The 15,503-nt window shown below is 71.9% G+C and carries 14 protein-coding genes; 6 read left to right on the top strand and 8 right to left on the bottom strand.

All coding sequences use genetic code 11. The features are described 5' to 3' along the window. The first annotated feature begins 5 nt into the window (after positions 1-5). Entirely contained in the window at positions 6-2,792 is a 2,787-nt protein-coding gene (gene ppc, locus AB0B86_RS14050) for a phosphoenolpyruvate carboxylase (protein ID WP_357403578.1), read from the top strand. Positions 2,793-2,904: 112 nt separating this feature from the next. On the opposite strand, the gene AB0B86_RS14045 is transcribed toward ppc, so the two are convergent. Further along, complete coding sequence (locus AB0B86_RS14045; protein WP_357403580.1) at positions 2,905-3,738, bottom strand: hypothetical protein; 834 nt, start codon at positions 3,736-3,738, stop codon at positions 2,905-2,907. Positions 3,739-3,792: 54 nt separating this feature from the next. On the opposite strand from AB0B86_RS14045, the gene AB0B86_RS14040 reads away from it, so the two are divergent. After that, positions 3,793-4,956, top strand: coding sequence for a DNA recombination protein RmuC (locus AB0B86_RS14040; protein WP_357403582.1), 1,164 nt, complete (start codon positions 3,793-3,795; stop codon positions 4,954-4,956). A 10-nt stretch (positions 4,957-4,966) separates the two neighbouring features. Here AB0B86_RS14040 and AB0B86_RS14035 read toward each other — a convergent pair whose 3' ends face one another. Both AB0B86_RS14035 and AB0B86_RS14030 read right to left on the bottom strand, forming a co-directional pair. Next, positions 4,967-5,461 (bottom strand): hypothetical protein, encoded by a 495-nt coding sequence (locus AB0B86_RS14035; RefSeq protein WP_357403584.1) that lies wholly within the window; start codon positions 5,459-5,461, stop codon positions 4,967-4,969. Between the two features lie 40 nt (positions 5,462-5,501). Next, positions 5,502-6,488, bottom strand: coding sequence for a 4-hydroxy-3-methylbut-2-enyl diphosphate reductase (locus AB0B86_RS14030; RefSeq protein WP_357403586.1), 987 nt, complete (start codon positions 6,486-6,488; stop codon positions 5,502-5,504). Positions 6,489-6,671: 183 nt separating this feature from the next. Here AB0B86_RS14030 and xseA point away from each other — a divergent pair, with 183 nt between their 5' ends. After that, positions 6,672-7,898 (top strand): exodeoxyribonuclease VII large subunit, encoded by a 1,227-nt coding sequence (gene xseA, locus AB0B86_RS14025; RefSeq protein WP_357418121.1) that lies wholly within the window; start codon positions 6,672-6,674, stop codon positions 7,896-7,898. Positions 7,899-7,919: 21 nt separating this feature from the next. On the opposite strand, the gene AB0B86_RS14020 is transcribed toward xseA, so the two are convergent. Next, complete coding sequence (locus tag AB0B86_RS14020; RefSeq protein WP_357403590.1) at positions 7,920-8,195, bottom strand: DUF3349 domain-containing protein; 276 nt, start codon at positions 8,193-8,195, stop codon at positions 7,920-7,922. A 196-nt stretch (positions 8,196-8,391) separates the two neighbouring features. On the opposite strand from AB0B86_RS14020, the gene AB0B86_RS14015 reads away from it, so the two are divergent. Next, positions 8,392-8,613: an exodeoxyribonuclease VII small subunit gene (locus AB0B86_RS14015; protein ID WP_357403592.1), complete on the top strand. Its 222-nt coding sequence runs from the start codon at positions 8,392-8,394 to the stop codon at positions 8,611-8,613. A gap of 43 nt (positions 8,614-8,656) precedes the next feature. On the opposite strand, the gene AB0B86_RS14010 is transcribed toward AB0B86_RS14015, so the two are convergent. The 3 genes from AB0B86_RS14010 to AB0B86_RS14000 all read right to left on the bottom strand — a co-directional run bounded on the left by AB0B86_RS14010 (position 8,657) and on the right by AB0B86_RS14000 (position 11,535). Beyond that, a complete protein-coding gene (locus AB0B86_RS14010) occupies positions 8,657-9,508 on the bottom strand; it encodes a hypothetical protein (protein WP_357403594.1) in 852 nt (283 codons plus the stop codon). A 234-nt stretch (positions 9,509-9,742) separates the two neighbouring features. Further along, positions 9,743-10,555 carry a hypothetical protein gene (locus AB0B86_RS14005; RefSeq protein WP_357403596.1) on the bottom strand — a complete coding sequence of 271 codons (813 nt, stop codon included), beginning with the start codon at positions 10,553-10,555 and terminating at the stop codon, positions 9,743-9,745. 116 nt (positions 10,556-10,671) lie between these two features. Beyond that, positions 10,672-11,535, bottom strand: coding sequence for a DUF4245 family protein (locus AB0B86_RS14000; RefSeq protein ID WP_357403598.1), 864 nt, complete (start codon positions 11,533-11,535; stop codon positions 10,672-10,674). A 158-nt stretch (positions 11,536-11,693) separates the two neighbouring features. Here AB0B86_RS14000 and glpX point away from each other — a divergent pair, with 158 nt between their 5' ends. Together glpX and AB0B86_RS13990 are read left to right on the top strand one after the other, a co-directional pair. Then, a complete protein-coding gene (gene glpX / locus AB0B86_RS13995; RefSeq protein ID WP_355027794.1) occupies positions 11,694-12,725 on the top strand; it encodes a class II fructose-bisphosphatase in 1,032 nt (343 codons plus the stop codon). Positions 12,726-12,754: 29 nt separating this feature from the next. Beyond that, positions 12,755-13,693: a DMT family transporter gene (locus AB0B86_RS13990; protein ID WP_357403757.1), complete on the top strand. Its 939-nt coding sequence runs from the start codon at positions 12,755-12,757 to the stop codon at positions 13,691-13,693. A 19-nt stretch (positions 13,694-13,712) separates the two neighbouring features. Here AB0B86_RS13990 and AB0B86_RS13985 read toward each other — a convergent pair whose 3' ends face one another. Next, the gene (locus AB0B86_RS13985; RefSeq protein WP_357403601.1) at positions 13,713-15,500 is read right to left on the bottom strand and encodes a hypothetical protein; all 1,788 of its coding nucleotides are present in this window, start codon (positions 15,498-15,500) and stop codon (positions 13,713-13,715) included. Positions 15,501-15,503 lie beyond the last annotated feature (3 nt).

Genomic DNA, 15,503 nt, shown 5'->3' with positions numbered 1-15,503 from the left:
GCACCGTGACTGACCAGCACGACCACGACGGCCCCGACGCCGCGCTGCGTGCCGACATCCGCCGGCTCGGCACCCTGCTCGGGCAGACGCTGGCCCGCCAGGAGGGCCGACCACTCCTCGACCTCGTCGAGGAGATCCGCGCCCAGGTCCGCAGCGACGTTCCGGCAGCCGCCCACCGCCTCGGCGGGCTCGACGTCACCACCGGCACCAAGCTGGCCCGCGCCTTCTCCACCTACTTCCACCTGGCGAACATCACCGAGCAGGTGCACCGGGCGCGGGATCTGCGCCGCCGCCGCGCGATGCAGGGCGGCTGGCTGGACCAGGCCGCCAAGATGATCGCCGAGCGCGGGGTGCCGGCCGAGGAGATCGCCAACGCGGCCCGTCGGCTGGCGGTGCGCCCGGTCTTCACCGCCCACCCGACCGAGGCGGCCCGCCGCTCGATCCTGTCCAAGCTGCGGGCGATCGCCGACGAGTTGGACACCGAGACCGCAAACGCGATCCTCTACGGCGCCAGCGACGAGGGCCCGGCCAACCGCCGGCTGGCCGAGCTGCTCGATCTGATGTGGCAGACCGACGAGCTGCGCCTCGACCGGCCGGACCCGACCGACGAGGCCCGCAACGCCATCTACTACCTGCGCGACCTCTACGCCGAGGCCGCCCCGCAGGTGCTCGACGACCTGGCCGACACGCTGCGCACCCTCGGCGTGGAGACGTCACCGACGGCCCGGCCGCTGAGCTTCGGCACCTGGATCGGCGGCGACCGCGACGGCAACCCGTTCGTCACCCCGGCGGTCACCCGCGAGGTGCTGACCATCCAACACGAGCACGGCATCGCGGCCACCGAGAAGGCGATGGACCACCTCATCAACGAGGTCTCCGTCTCCCGCCGGCTGCGCGGGGTGTCCCTGGACCTCTCCGCCAGCCTCGCCGCCGACCTGGACGCGCTGCCCGAGGTGGCGACGCGGTTCCGGCGGGTCAACGCGGAGGAGCCGTACCGGCTCAAGGCACGCTGTGTGAAGGCGAAGCTCGCCAACACCCGGCAGCGGCTGCGGCAGGGCACCGCGCACGTACCGGGCCGGGACTACCGGGGCTCCGCCGAGCTGATCGCCGACCTGGACCTGCTGCGCGCCTCGCTGGCCCGCAACTCCGGGCAGCTCACCGCCGTCGGCCGGCTGGCCTCCACCATCCGCACGGTCTCCGCGTTCGGCCTGCACCTGGCCACCATGGACGTCCGGGAGCACGCCGAGGCACACCACGCGGTGCTCGCCCAGCTCTACGAGGCCGTCGGCGAGGTCTCCGACTATCCGGCGCTGACCCGGCTGGAACGCACCAAGCTGCTGGCCGACGAGCTGACCGGCCGCCGACCGCTCTCCACCCTCGACACGCCCCTCACCGAGCCCACCCGCAAGACGTTCGACGTGTTCAGCACGATCCGGGAGGCCCAGGACCGGTTCGGCACCGAGGTCATCGAGTCGTACATCATCTCGATGACAATGGGTATCGACGACGTGCTGGCCGCTGTGGTGCTGGCCCGCGAGGCCGGCCTCGTGGACGTGCACAGCGGGCGGGCCCGGATCGGGTTCGTGCCGCTGCTGGAGACCCCGGCCGAGCTGAACGCCGGCGGCGAACTCCTCGACGACCTGCTGTCGCTGCCCGCGTACCGGGCCCTGGTGAGCGCCCGCGGCGACGTGCAGGAGGTCATGCTCGGCTACTCCGACTCGAACAAGGAAGCCGGGATCACCACCAGCCAGTGGTCGATCCACCGGGCGCAGCGCGCGTTGCGCGACGTGGCCGCCCGACACGGGGTGCACCTGCGGCTGTTCCACGGCCGGGGTGGCACGGTCGGGCGCGGCGGCGGCCCGACGCACGAGGCGATCCTGGCTCAGCCGTACGGCACGTTGGACGGCGCGATCAAGGTGACCGAGCAGGGCGAGGTGATCTCCGACAAGTACACCCTGCCGTCACTGGCCCGGGAGAACCTGGAACTCACCCTCGCCGCTGTGCTCCAGGCGACCCTGCTGCACACCGCACCACGGCAGCCGGCCGAGATGTTGGAGCGCTGGGACGCCACAATGGACGTGGTCTCCGAGTCGGCGTACCGGTCCTACCGCTCGCTCGTCGAGGACCCGGACCTGCCGGCGTACTTCTGGGCCTCCACCCCCACCGAGCTGCTCGGCGCGCTGAACATCGGCTCCCGGCCGGCGAAGCGCCCGAACACCGGCGCGGGGCTCTCCGGCCTGCGGGCCATTCCATGGGTGTTCGGGTGGACGCAGACCCGGCAGATCGTGCCTGGTTGGTTCGGCGTGGGTTCCGGGCTGGCCGCCGCCCGCGAGGCAGGCCTGGCGGACGTGCTCGCCGAGATGCACCGCAACTGGCACTTCTTCCGTACGTTCCTGTCGAACGTCGAGATGATGGTGACAAAGACCGACCTGAGCATCGCCCGCCGGTACGTCGAGACCCTGGTGCCGAAGAAGTTGCACCCGATCTTCGAACAGATCGAGCAGGAGTACGAGCTGACCAAGCGGGAGGTGCTGGCGGTGACCGCCTCGCCCGCCCTGCTGGAAAACTCGCCGGTGCTCCAGCGCACCCTGGCCGTACGCGACACCTACCTGGAGCCGCTGCACCATCTCCAGGTGGCGCTGCTGCGGCAGTACCGGGAGTCCGGTGCCGCCGGCCGGGCGGTGGCCACCGCACCTGGCGGCCGACGCGCGCCGAGCGACGGCACCGCCCTGGAGCGGGCACTGCTCACCACTGTGAACGGCATCGCCGCCGGGATGCGCAACACCGGCTGACCAGGCAGAACCGACCGTCGACCTAGTCGATCATGGAGTTGTGGTGGCCGCTTCGCCCTCGTAAGAGGCTTTTGCGGGGCACCACAACTCCATGATCGACCGACTGGGCAGGTTAGAAGTCGCCACCACCGAAATCGCCACCACCGAAATCGCCGCCACCGAAGTCCCCAAAACCGCCGAAGTCGCCAGCGGCGTAGTCCCCGCCGCCGTAATCCCCGCCGGAGTCCCCACCCTGGTCGCTGCCGCCGAAGTCCCCACCCTGGTCGCCGCCGTCGCCGCCCTGGTCGAAACCGTCCCCGAAGCCCTCCTGGTAGCCGGCGTCATAGCCGTACCCGGGGTCGGCGAAGGCCGGCGAGAACAGCGCGTCGGCGATCAGGATGCCGCCGAGCACACCGGCGCCGGCGCCCAGTGCCGTCTTCCACCACGGCGTCGAGTACCAACCGGCCGGCACCGGCCGACCCTGATAACGCCCACCGGGGTAGTAGTAGGGCGTGTCCCGGCCGGGCTGCGGGCCGGCGCGGAAGGTCTGCCCCTGCACGTCGACCTCGCGCTCCTTGGTGAGCTGCCCCACGCCGCGGGCGGCGGCCAGCGTCGGCACCTCCGGGCCCGGGTCGATACCCAGCGCGGTACGCGCCGCCCGGATGTACGCCAGCCCTTCCAGCGCGGTTTCCCGGGCCAACCCGAACTGGTGCGGCGTACGGGCCTGCTCCAACTGCGAGCCGGCCGCGTTGTACCGCTCACCGGCGTCGGCAAGCGCCTGGCGGACCGCTGGTTCGTCACCGTGCAGGTTCATCAACTGGCCGCCGAGACGCTCGTACCACCGCTGCGCCTCCGCACGGGCGTCGCCGAGCGCGGTGCGTTGGCGGGCACTGGCCTGGGCGCGGACGAGCGCCGCGGCACCCAACGCGCCAACCAGCACGACGGCGAGGCAGAGCACAAGTTCCATGACAACGAACGTACCCCCGGCCCGCACGTCGTACCGGTCTGGCAAGCTCCGGTGATGGACGTCTCGACGCTGCTCGTCGTGATCGTGTGCCTCGGTGCCGGCGGCGCGGTGGGTTGGCTCGCGGCCCGGTCCCGTTCGGCAGCGGACATCGCCCGCCTCGATGCCACCCTGGCCGCCACCAGGGAGGGCGAGGGCCGGCTGGAGCAGTCGATGCGGGCGTTGGGTTACGAGGCCACCGCGCAGTCTCAGGAGGCGGTGGCCCGGGCGGTCGCGCCGCTGCACGACACCCTGCGTCGCTACGAGCAGCGGGTGGCCGAGCTGGAACACGACCGGGTCGACGCGTACGCCGAGCTGCGTGAGCAGGTCCGGTCGATGACCGCCGTCTCCGGTGAGCTGCGCACCGAGACCAAGCAACTGGTGGCGGCGCTGCGCGCGCCGCAGGTGCGCGGGCGGTGGGGTGAGCACCAGCTGCGCCGGATCGTCGAGGCGGCCGGGATGCTGGAGCACTGCGACTTCGCCGAGCAGGTCACCGCCGCCACCGACCAGCAGGTGGTCCGACCGGATCTGGTGGTCCGGCTGCACGGCGGCCGATCGGTGGTGGTGGACGCCAAGGCGCCGTTCGACGCGTACCTGACGGCCATGGAGGCCCGGGACGAGCGTGGTCGCGACACCCACCTCGACGCGCACGCCCGGCACCTGCGGGGGCACGTCGACGCGCTGGCGGCCAAGTCGTACTGGTCGGCGTTCGACAACTCGCCGGAGTTCGTGGTGCTGTTCGTCCCCGCCGATCCGTTCCTCGACGTCGCACTCCAGCGTGACCCGACGCTGCTGGAGCACGCCTTCACCCGCAACGTGGTGCTTGCCACGCCGGCGACGCTCGTCGCCCTGCTCCGCACTGTCGCCTACTCGTGGCGGCAGGAGGCGCTGGCCCGCAACGCGCTCGCTGTGCACACCCTCGCCCGCGAGCTCTACGGTCGGCTCTCCACCCTGGGCGACCACGTGGGCAAGCTCGGGTCGTCGCTGGCCGGGGCGGTGACCGCGTACAACCGGGCGGTCGGCTCGTTGGAGGCCCGGGTGCTGGTCAGCGCCCGTAAGCTCGCCGAGTTGGGCGTGTCGGACGAGGAGTTGGCCACGCCCGCGCAGGTCGAGTTGACGCCCCGACAGCCGCAGGCACCCGAGCTTGCCGATCCGGCAGACGACGAGGTCACGGCCCGCTAATCGGCGCCGGTCAGGAGCGGTTGGCGTTCGACACGACGAACGGGGTGCCCTGCTGACAGGTGGTCATCATGCCGGGCTCGGCCCGGCCGGTGACCTCCACCCGCGTGCCCGGGGTGAGCACGTCCCGCGGCCCGCCGAGCAGCAGGTAGCCGTCGAGCAGGACGCACTTTGGCTCCACCCCGGCCCGCACGACGCCGCTCAGGGTGGTGGCCCGAACCCCCGGGGGCGTGCTCGGACCGCCCGGCTTCGGCCGCGACGGCGTGCTGCTCGGGGCGGGGTCGACGATCGACGGCGTGCTGCTCGGGGCGGGGTCGACGATCGACGGCGTGCTGCTCGGGGCGGTGGTGGTCGGGTCGGTGGTGGTCGGGCTGGTCACCGGCTGCGTCTCCGTGGGCGTTGCCGGCGGGGTCGCAGTGGGGGTGCCGCCTCCGGCGTTCCCGCTGCCGCAGGCGCTCAGCGCCACGCAGATGGTCAGCGCGGAGACGGCGAGCCGAAAGGTCCTCATGCCGGATCTGACGTACGCCGGGTCGACTTCGTTCCCGCGATCAGCCGCGCGCCGCCGCTGCCTTCATGTCCCGCTTCAGCTCCTGCGGGAGGGAGAACGTGAGCCGCTCGTTCGCGGTGGTGATTTCCTCGACGTCGGCGAAGCCCCGGGCGGCGAGGTAGGCGAGCACCTCCTGGACCAGGTCGTCCGGGACGCTCGCGCCGGAGGTCAGGCCGACAGTGTTGGCCCCCTCCAGCCAGGCGTCGTCGATCTCGTGGGCGAAGTCGACAAGGTGACCGGCGCGGGCGCCCGCGTCCAGGGCGACCTCGACCAGTCGGACCGAGTTGGAGGAGTTCGTCGAGCCGACCACGATCACCACGTCGCACTCGGGGGCGATCTCCTTGACCACGTGCTGCCGGTTGGAGGTGGCGTAGCAGATGTCGTCGCTGGGTGGGGACTGCAGCAGCGGCAGCCGCTGCTTGAGCCGGGCCACCGTCTCCAGCGTCTCGTCGACCGAGAGCGTGGTCTGGGAGAGCCAGACCACCTTCTCCGGGTCGCGGACGGTGACCTTGTCAGCGCCGTCCGGCCCGTCGACAAGTTGGATGTGCGCGGGGGCCTCACCGGCGGTGCCGACGACCTCCTCGTGCCCCTCGTGGCCGATGAGCAGGATGTCGTAGTCCTCGGCGGCGAACCGCTTCGCCTCGTGGTGCACCTTGGTGACCAGCGGGCAGGTCGCGTCGATCGCCTTCAGCGAGCGCTGCCTGGCCTGCTCGTAGACCTCGGGGGCGACGCCGTGCGCGGAGAAGATGACGGTGGACCCCTCCGGCACCTCCTCGTTCTCCTCCACGAAGATCGCGCCCTGGGCCTCCAGGGTCTGCACCACGTGCTTGTTGTGCACGATCTGCTTGCGCACGTAGATCGGGGCGCCGTAGAGCTTCAGTGCTTCCTCGACGGTCTGCACCGCGCGGTCCACGCCGGCGCAGTAGCCGCGCGGCTTCGCCAGGAGCACGCGCTTGCCGGTCCGGAGAGTCGCCTCAGCCTCAGTCACCCACCCATCGTACGTGCCAACCCCCCAACGGCCACCACACCACAACCCCACCCCGAACCCACCCCCACCTTCGTCGATCATGAAGTTAGCGCTGCGACACGCCGACACAGAGGGCAATAACTTCATGATCGACGGGTCAGGCGGGCCGGGTCGTAGGGTGGGCGGGTGAGCTTGGGGGCTGGGGTGGGGACTGGGGCTGGGGGCGGGGCCCGGAGCAGCGCTGAGGAGCCCTGGCCCGTTCGGGTCGTGTCGCAGAAGGTGGGGGCATGGATCGCCAAGCTGGGCTGGGTGTGGGTGGATGGGCAGGTGGCGCAGATCAGCCGCCGCCCCGGGGCCGGCACCGTCTTCCTCACCCTGCGTGACCCGTCGGCCGACCTGAGCCTGACCGTCACCACCAACCGGGACGTACTGGACGCCGGCGCCCCGGAGCTGCGCGAGGGTGCCCGCGTGGTGCTGCACGCCAAGCCGGAGTTCTACGCCGCCCGGGGCACCCTGAGCCTGCGCGCCGACGAGATCCGCCAGGTGGGGCTCGGTGAGCTGCTGGCCCGGTTGGAGAAGCTCAAGAAGCTGCTCGCCGCCGAAGGGCTCTTCGACCGGACGCGTAAGCGTCGGCTGCCGTTCCTCCCCAACCGGATCGGGCTGATCACGGGCCGTGCGTCGGCCGCCGAGCGGGACGTGCTGACCAATGCCCGGCGGCGCTGGCCGGCGGTGGAGTTCCGCACCGTCAACGTGGCCGTACAGGGGGCCGCCGCGGTGCCCGACATCGTCGCGGCGCTGAAGGTGCTCGACGCCGACGAGAGCATCGACGTGATCGTCATCGCCCGGGGCGGTGGCGGCATCGAGGACCTGCTCCCCTTCTCCGACGAGGCGCTCTGCCGGGCCGTCTTCGCCTGCCGTACCCCGGTGGTCAGCGCCATCGGCCACGAGACCGACGCGCCACTCATCGACTACGTCGCCGACCTGCGGGCCTCCACCCCCACCGACGCGGCCAAGCGGATCGTCCCCGACCTCACCGAGGAGGTACGCCTCATCGGCCAGGCCCGGCACCGCCTCGAACGGGCGGTCCGCAACCTGGTGGACCGGGAGACGCACCGGCTCGACGGGCTGCGGTCGCGGCCGGTGCTGGCCCGCCCGCAGGTGATGGTGGAGCATCGGGCCACCGAGCTGGCCGCGCTGCGCCAGCGGGCCGGCCGCTGCCTGGATCACCGGCTCACCGCCGCCGACGATGATCTGCGGCACACCCTCGCCCGGCTGCGCGCGCTCTCCCCCGCCGCCACCCTCGACCGGGGGTACGCGATCGTGCAGCGCACGGACGGCCACGTGGTGCGCGCGGCGGCCGAGGTGGGCAAGGGCGACCCCCTGCGGGTACGCCTCGCCGAGGGCGAGCTGAGCGCGACCGTCGACGGCTGAGCCTGGGCATCCCCGCCCGTGTCACACGTCCGGCTCGTAACCCGATGCGGCCAGGTGAGCCCGAACGCGCTCCACCTCCGCCGGCAGTGGCCGTCGGGTGCTCAGCGCCGCAGCGGCATCGTTCTCCACGACCACTACCTCACCGTCGACGAACTCCGCGACCAGGCGGGCAAGCCCTCGTTCGGAGAAATCCTCGGACATCACGACGAGAAGTGGCAGGTAGTCCTTCTCCGGCAGGCCGTCCGGATAGGCCCGACGGAGGACGTGCAGGGACGGCAGGAGCCAGTCCGGCAGCACGACGACCTCCTGAACGAGTTCGACTGATGGACTGCGACGTCGAGATCAACCTCGGGGCGACTGCGCCCCGCGAGGTCGCAGTCAGCGGTGCGGATCGGATCGCGCTCGGACGGGACGTCTCGCGTGCCACGACGCGCCGGCCGGCAGGCGGACCCGCGGCCGGGCAGCCCGCCGCCGGTGTGGTGGGATGGGTGCGATGAGCGACGAGAAGGATGCCGGGCCGGACGAGCGGCTCAGTTACGAGCAGGCCCGCGCCGAGCTGGCGTCGGTGGTCGAACGGCTGGAGGCCGGCGGCACGTCCCTGGAGGAGTCGCTGGCGCTCTGGGAGCGTGGTGAGGCGCTGACGGTGATCTGTCAACGCTGGCTGGACGGCGCGCGGGCACGCATCGACGCCGCCCGGCCGGAGCCCGGGTCCTGACCGACCGCCGGTGGGGCGGCCGGAGCCGCCCCACGCGGTCAGGTCAGTTGTTGAACAGGCTGTACAGCTCGGCCGGCGCCTCGACGACCTGGTCCGCTGGCGGCTTCTGCGCGGCGGTGGCGGCGTCGTAGTCGGAGTACGTCATCTTGATCTCCTGGGCGGCGGTCTGCCCGGCGGCTGGCAACTGCAGCACCAGTTCGCTGAGCCGGCCCTGCGGGTCCACCTTCGCGGTGAACGGGACCGTCTTCGCCTGGGTGCCCAGCGCGGCGATCGTGGCCGCGTTCAGCGAGCCCGCCTCGGCGGCCTTGGTGATGTCGATGGTGCCCGCGTACGCGCCGGTGCCGGTGCTGCGGACCTCGGTGATGCCCTGGGTCAGCACCGCGCTGCCGGCCGGGTCGACCTTGTCGAAGTCGAAGCCGAGGTTGCGGTTGCCCTTGATCCGGGCCTGGTCCAGGTGCTGGTACTTGCCGAGGTTGAGCTGTTTGATGGCGGGCAGGCTGTCGGCGGTCGGTCCGGTCAGCTCCAGTTTCACCCAGCTGTCCGGCTTGAAGTGGATCACGTCGAGCTTCATCGCGAGGTCGGATGAGGGGCCGCCGATGGCGAACTTCATCGCCGCGCTCTGGCTCGGCTGGTGCACCTGCCCCTCGGCCGTGGAGCCGGCACCGGCGAGGGTGAACCGGAAGTTTCCGTTGCTGATCGCCTTGGTGGAGTCGAGCAGCGCCTGCTTGGCGTCACCAGCCGCCGGGGCACCGGAGGGGGCCGCCGTGCCGGACGCGGTCACCGTCGGGGCGGCGGTCGAGCCGGTGGTGCCGTTTCCGCCGCTGGCGCAGGCGGCCAGCGCGGGCGTGATCAGGGCGGCGGCCAGCAGGCCGGCGCTGAGTCGTCGAACAGTCATATGTGTCTCCCAAGAGGGTCACCCGACCACCTTGACGGCGCCGGACACCGGGCGACGCGGCAGCACCGTCGGCCGCGCCGCGCGATCCGGGCCGAGCAACGCGCCCGGGTCACTCCCTCCTTGTTCCCAGTCGACGCGTCGAACAATCACCCTTATCGTCCGGTTGCTCGCGCCAACCTGCCCCGAAAAGCGGGATCGGGGTGGCCCAGGGCCACCCCGATCCGTCGTGCCGATCTACTTGAACATCTCGTACGTCGCGGCCGAGGCCTCGACGACCTTGTCCGCCGGCGGCTTCTTCGCGCCGGTGCCGGCGCCGTAGCCGGCGTACCCGATCTTGATGTCGTGCGCGGCGGTCTCGCCGGCGGCCGGCACCGAGATGACCAACTCGGTGAGGCGACCCTGCGGGTCCAGTTTGGCGGTGAACGGCAGCGCCTTGGCCTGCGCGCCCAGCGCGGTGACGACATCCTCGTCGAGAGCGACCGACTCGGCGGAGGCGCTGATGTCGATCTTGCCGGCGTAGGTGCCCTCGCCGGTCTTCTGCACGTCCGTCACGGCCTTGACCAGCGTCTCGCTGTCGGTCGGGTCGAGCGCCTCCGGGTCGAGCTGGAGGTCCTTGATGCCCTTGACCTTGGTCTTGTCGAGGTGCTGGTACTTGCCCTTGTTCTTCGCCATTTCGGGGACCATGGCGGCCATGGCACCGCCGACGTCCAACTTCACCCAACTCTCCGAGTCGATGTAGATGAGGTCCATCTCCATCGACACGTCCTGGGAGGCGTCGCCCAGCTTCATGGTCAACTGCGCGCTGTTGCTCGGCTTGTGCACCAGGCCGCTGCCGGCCAGGTTGGCGCCCGCCAGCGTGAAGGTGAAGTCGCCCTTGGCGGCCTCCTTCGTGGAGGCGAGCAGCGCCTCCTTCGGGTCGGCCGGCACGGCCGGCGCGGCCGGGCTGGATGCGGCGGCCGGCTCGGCAGCGTCGGACTTGCACGCGGCCAGGCCGGGGACGAGCAGGGTGGCGGCGAGGAAGCCGAAGCTCCACCGTCGAATGTTCACTGAGATCTCACTTCACCAGGATGGACATGGCCCGGCCGCATCGTGCGGACCGGACCGAGCCGAGGGAGCGTAACGGATCCCGCCCGGCGATGCGGGGGCGTATCGATCTCAGGCTGTCAGCGCAGCGCGCCAGCGAGTTCGCGCAGCTCGTTGTCCCGGGCGTCACCGACGACGAGCACTGTGCGGGTCGGTTCCAGCAGAACCAGCGCCTGCTGGTTCCCCCGGGCCGTGTAGCGCTGCCAGGTGCGCCCGGCCAGCTCCGTCGGACCCTGTGGCTGACTCTGGTCGGTCAGCTCGACGGGGAGCAGTCGCTCTGCGGGGACGTTGCTCTGCAGCAGCTGGACACCCCGCCCCTCCGGCGTCAGGTAGCCGATCCGCAGGTTCGCGCCGCCCTCGACGGTCTGGTAGCGGGCGCTGACCGTACGCCAGCCGGAGCCAAGCCCCTGCGGCTCACTCACCGGGAAGGTGTTCGCCGAGCGCGCCTGCTCGATCGCCGGGGCCGCATCGACAGTGGTGGGCTGGTCGCCGCCGAGGAAACCCCTGTAGAACGCCAGCAGCAGCGCGATCGGGATCAGCAGCACCAACAGCGAGATCGCCATGTCCTTGGGCGAGCGCTCGGCCTTGGTCGACGCCGCAGCCACCCGTGGCGGTGGGGCGGGCCGCTCACCGGTCCCCGTGGCATCGGCGGCATCACCCGGTCGGGCGACCGAAGGCCGCGCCGACGGGTCCGGCGCCGGCTCACCAGCAGCCGGCGCTCGCTCACCAGCGACGAGGGCCGGCTCGCCGGCAGCCGGAGACGAGCCACCGACGACATGGGCCGGCTCGTCGGCAGACGGAGACGACTCACCGGCGACAAGGGCCGGCTCGCCGGTGGCCGGCGCCGTCGGACCGGTCGCGGCGGGCTCGGCGTCGACCGGCGGCTGACCGTCGGGTGGCGTGCGGTCGGCGGGTACGCGGTCGGCAGGCTGTGCGGGTTCCACCCCACCATCTTCGCAGCCGCCCGACCGGCGGTATCCAGGCCATCACCGCCCCGCGCCGACGCCCGGTCGGCCATCGTGTGAGGATCAGCGACAAAGCCGGCAGCGGGTCCGCTCCGCCGCCGGCCGTCCCCGCACCGTCGCGAGGAGGAGCAGCCGTCATGACGAACACCAGGACGCGGATCCCACAGGATCTCGACCGTAACCTCGCCCTCGACCTGGTCCGGGTCACCGAGGCCGCCGCGATGGCGGCCGGTCGGTGGGTGGGTCGGGGAGACAAGGAGGGCGGCGATGGCGCGGCCGTCGACGCCATGCGCAAGCTGATCAACTCGATCCAGATGCGCGGCGTGGTGGTGATCGGTGAGGGCGAAAAAGACAACGCCCCGATGCTCTTCAACGGCGAACACGTCGGCGACGGCACCGGCCCCGAGGTGGACGTCGCCGTCGACCCGGTCGACGGCACCACGCTGATGAGCAAGGGCATGCCGAACGCCGTCGCGGTGCTGGCCGTCTCCGAACGGGGCGCCATGTTCGACCCCAGCGCCGTCTTCTACATGGAGAAGCTCGCCGTCGGGCCGGCGTACGCCGACGTGGTGGACATCAACGCCGGGGTGGCCGAAAATCTGCGCCGGATCGCCAAGGTCAAGGGCACCGACGTCTCCGAGGTCACGGTCTGCGTGCTGGACCGCAGCCGCCACGACGACCTGGTCACCCAGATCCGCCGGACCGGGGCGGGCATCCGGTTCATCTCCGACGGTGACATCGCGGGCTCCATCGCGGCCGCCCGGGGCGAGTCGGAGGTCGACGTGCTGATGGGCATCGGCGGCACGCCGGAGGGCATCATCTCCGCCTGCGCCCTGAAGTGCATGGGCGGTGCGATGCAGGCCAAACTCTGGCCGCGCGACGAGCAGGAGCGGGAGAAGGCGCTCGCCGCCGGGCACGACCTGGACCGGGTGCTGGGCACCGACGACCTGGTCACCGGGGACAACTGCTTCTTCGTGGCGACCGGGGTGACCTCCGGGGACCTGCTGCGCGGGGTGCGGTACCGGGCCGGCGGCGCGTACACCCAGTCGATCGTGATGCGGTCGAAGAGCGGCACCATCCGGGTGATCGACTCGTACCACCGGCTGGAGAAGTTGGCGCTCTACTCCGCTGTCGACTTCGACGGTCGTCCGTTGGCCGAGCAGGAGTGACAGCCGTCCACACGGAAACACCGCAGAGCCTGTCGGCCGCCCGCCGGATCACCGGCGTCGCGCTGGCGTCCGTCTCCGGGGTCGCGGTGGCGTTGCAGTCCCGGATCAACGGCGAGTTGGGAGTACGCCTCGGCGACGGCTTCGCCGCCGCGATCATCTCGTTCGGCATCGGCCTGTTGGTGCTCCTGGTGCTGGTGCCCGCCACCGCGGCCGGACGGCGGGGCCTGATCCGGGTGCGGCGTGCGCTCACCACTGGCACGCTGCGGCCGTGGCAGTGCCTCGGTGGCATGTGCGGCGCATTCCTGGTGGCCTCCCAGGGCCTCACCATCGGCACGCTGGGCGTCGCGGTCTTCACCGTGGCCGTGGTCGCCGGTCAGTCCGGTAGCAGCCTCGCCGTGGACCGGGCCGGCATCGGTCCGACCGGTCGACAGCCGGTGACCCGGCAACGGCTGGCCGGCGCGGCGCTCACCGTGCTCGCTGTCGGCCTGGCGGTCGGCGACCGGCTCGGCACCCCGGGCACGCTGGCGCTGGCCCTGCTGCCGCTGGTCGCCGGGATGGGCACCGCCTGGCAGCAGGCGGTGAACGGGCGGGTCCGGGCGGCGGCCGACAGCGCGTTGACCGCGACACTCGTCAACTTCGCCGTCGGCACCGTCACCCTGCTCGTGGCGTTCGCCATCGACCTCGCGGTACGCGGTTGGCCGACCGGTCACCTGCCGAGCGAGCCGTGGCTCTACCTGGGCGGCCCGATCGGCATCGTGTTCATCGCGATCGCCGCCGCGATCGTGCGGTTCACCGGGGTACTGCTGCTCGGCCTGGCCACGATCGCCGGCCAGATCGTGGGGGCGGTCCTGCTGGACCTGGTGCTGCCCACGGCGGCCTCCCACCCGGGCCTGAACACCCTGCTCGGTGCCGCGCTGACAATGGTGGCGGTGCTGATCGCGGCGTTGGCACCACCGGCCCGCCGCTGACCGGGGCGTCGCCGAACGGTCAGTCCGGCGGGAGCTGCGCCGGGTAGGGCGGCCGGAGCTGCGGCGGAGGCGGGTCAGGTGCCGCCGGTAGGCGCGGAGGGTGGGGTGCGTTCGGGTAGGGCGGATCGGACGCCGCCGGCGGACGCGGAGGGTGGGGCGCGCTCGGGTACGGCAGATCAGACGCCGCCGGCGGACGCGGAGGGTAGGGCGCGCTCGGGTAGGGCGGATAGGGCGGGCGCGGCGGGTACCTGTTCTCGAACGCGCGGACCGGGTCGACCAACCCGGCGATCCGGAGGGCCAGCAGCATGCCCGGCACCGTGCCCAACAGGGCGAGCAACACCGCGAACCGGGTCTGCGACGGGGTGCCGTGCAGCCAACCGATGAGCGGCAGCCCGGCCATGACGACGGTGAGCAGGAGCCCGGCCAGGGCCCATCCGATCCAGCGGGGCAGCGCCCCCTGGTAGGAGGCTCGGACCATCAGGGTCACCGCCGTCAGGAGGCACGCCGGCAGAACGACGACCATCAGGGAATCGAATGTCGAGTAGTCGTCGTTGCGCTCCCAGGCCAGGGCCAGCACGATCCCCGCGGCCAGCATCACCCCGCTGCCGGCGACTCCCCACCAGCGTGGCCCTCCAGCACGTCGGATCGCCAGGTGGGCGGCGAGCACTGTGACAGTGACACCGAGGCTCAGCGCGAGCGCGAAGGCGAGCAACACATCGGTCTGGCGGTCGCCGGGCTCGCCCCGTTCCAGCACTGTCGGATCGTTCCAGCGGGTGTCCGGGGTGTCCCGCTGGCCGGGGAAGCCGTCCCGTCGCCACCCGCCGTCCGACCCCCGGCGCAGGAAGCCGTCCCGACCGTTTGCGACAAGCACCTCGTGGCCACCGGCGCCGGCGGGATAGACGATCAGATCACGGGAGGCGAAGTGCTGGCTGATGTCGCCCGGACTGTCGAACCGGCGGGCGAACGCCTCCCGACGCGTGTCCGACACCTCCCAGGCCACCTGCCACGTCGTACCGGCGTCGTCGCTCTGCTCCACCCGCAGGTGATTGGGGACCACCCGGTAACACCGCTGCGGCTGGGCCGGCACGCACGCCTGCCGCTGCCCGACCTCCGGCCCTGACAACAGCTGTTCCTCGGCGACCTCGGCGGGTCGCCAGGTGTTCCCCCCGTCCGCACTCACCGACCACTTGCCGTCGGCTGGCTCAACCGGCCAACTCTCATTGTCGTAGCCCGAGCCGATCGACACCGCCGGCTGACCGTCGAGCAGAGCGGTGCCCACCGCGTACGGGAAGTGCAGCACGCTCGTCGCGGCCACCGCCAGCACCGCCGGCGGCAGCAGCACGAACAGTCGGACCAGCCGGGCGGTGCGTCGGCGCACCGGTCGGCGACGTGACCGGGTCCAACTCCACAGGGCCAGACCGAGCGCCGGCAGGGTCAGCAGGTCGGTCCGGTCGGCCCGGACCAGCGACGGCCCGGCCAGCACGGTCCAGGCCGACGAGGCCACCTCGGCGGCGTACCCGCTGGATTTGACGAGCGCGAACCCGGCGCCCACCGCGACCAGCCCGCTCAGCGCGGCCACCCGAGCCGGCAACCGCGGCACCAGGAGGGTCAGCAGCACCGCGACCAGCGGCGGGGCGAGCACCAGGCCGGCGACGTCGCTCAGCTTGCCGGTCAGCGGGCCGGGGAAGGCCGGCTTCAGCACATGGTCGTTGACAGGCAGCAGGACCAGGGCGAGCAGGGTGGTGGGGTGGCCGAGCCAGGAAAGGGTCGTCGGTGCGCCGTCGTGCCGTGCCTCGGGGCCGGTCATCCT

Source organism: Micromonospora sp. NPDC049047, assembly GCF_040649135.1.
In the GTDB taxonomy this organism is placed as follows: Bacteria; Actinomycetota; Actinomycetes; order Mycobacteriales; family Micromonosporaceae; genus Micromonospora.
The sequence above is the reverse complement of the archived record's forward strand: the minus strand, read 5'-3'. Positions and strand labels throughout refer to the sequence as shown.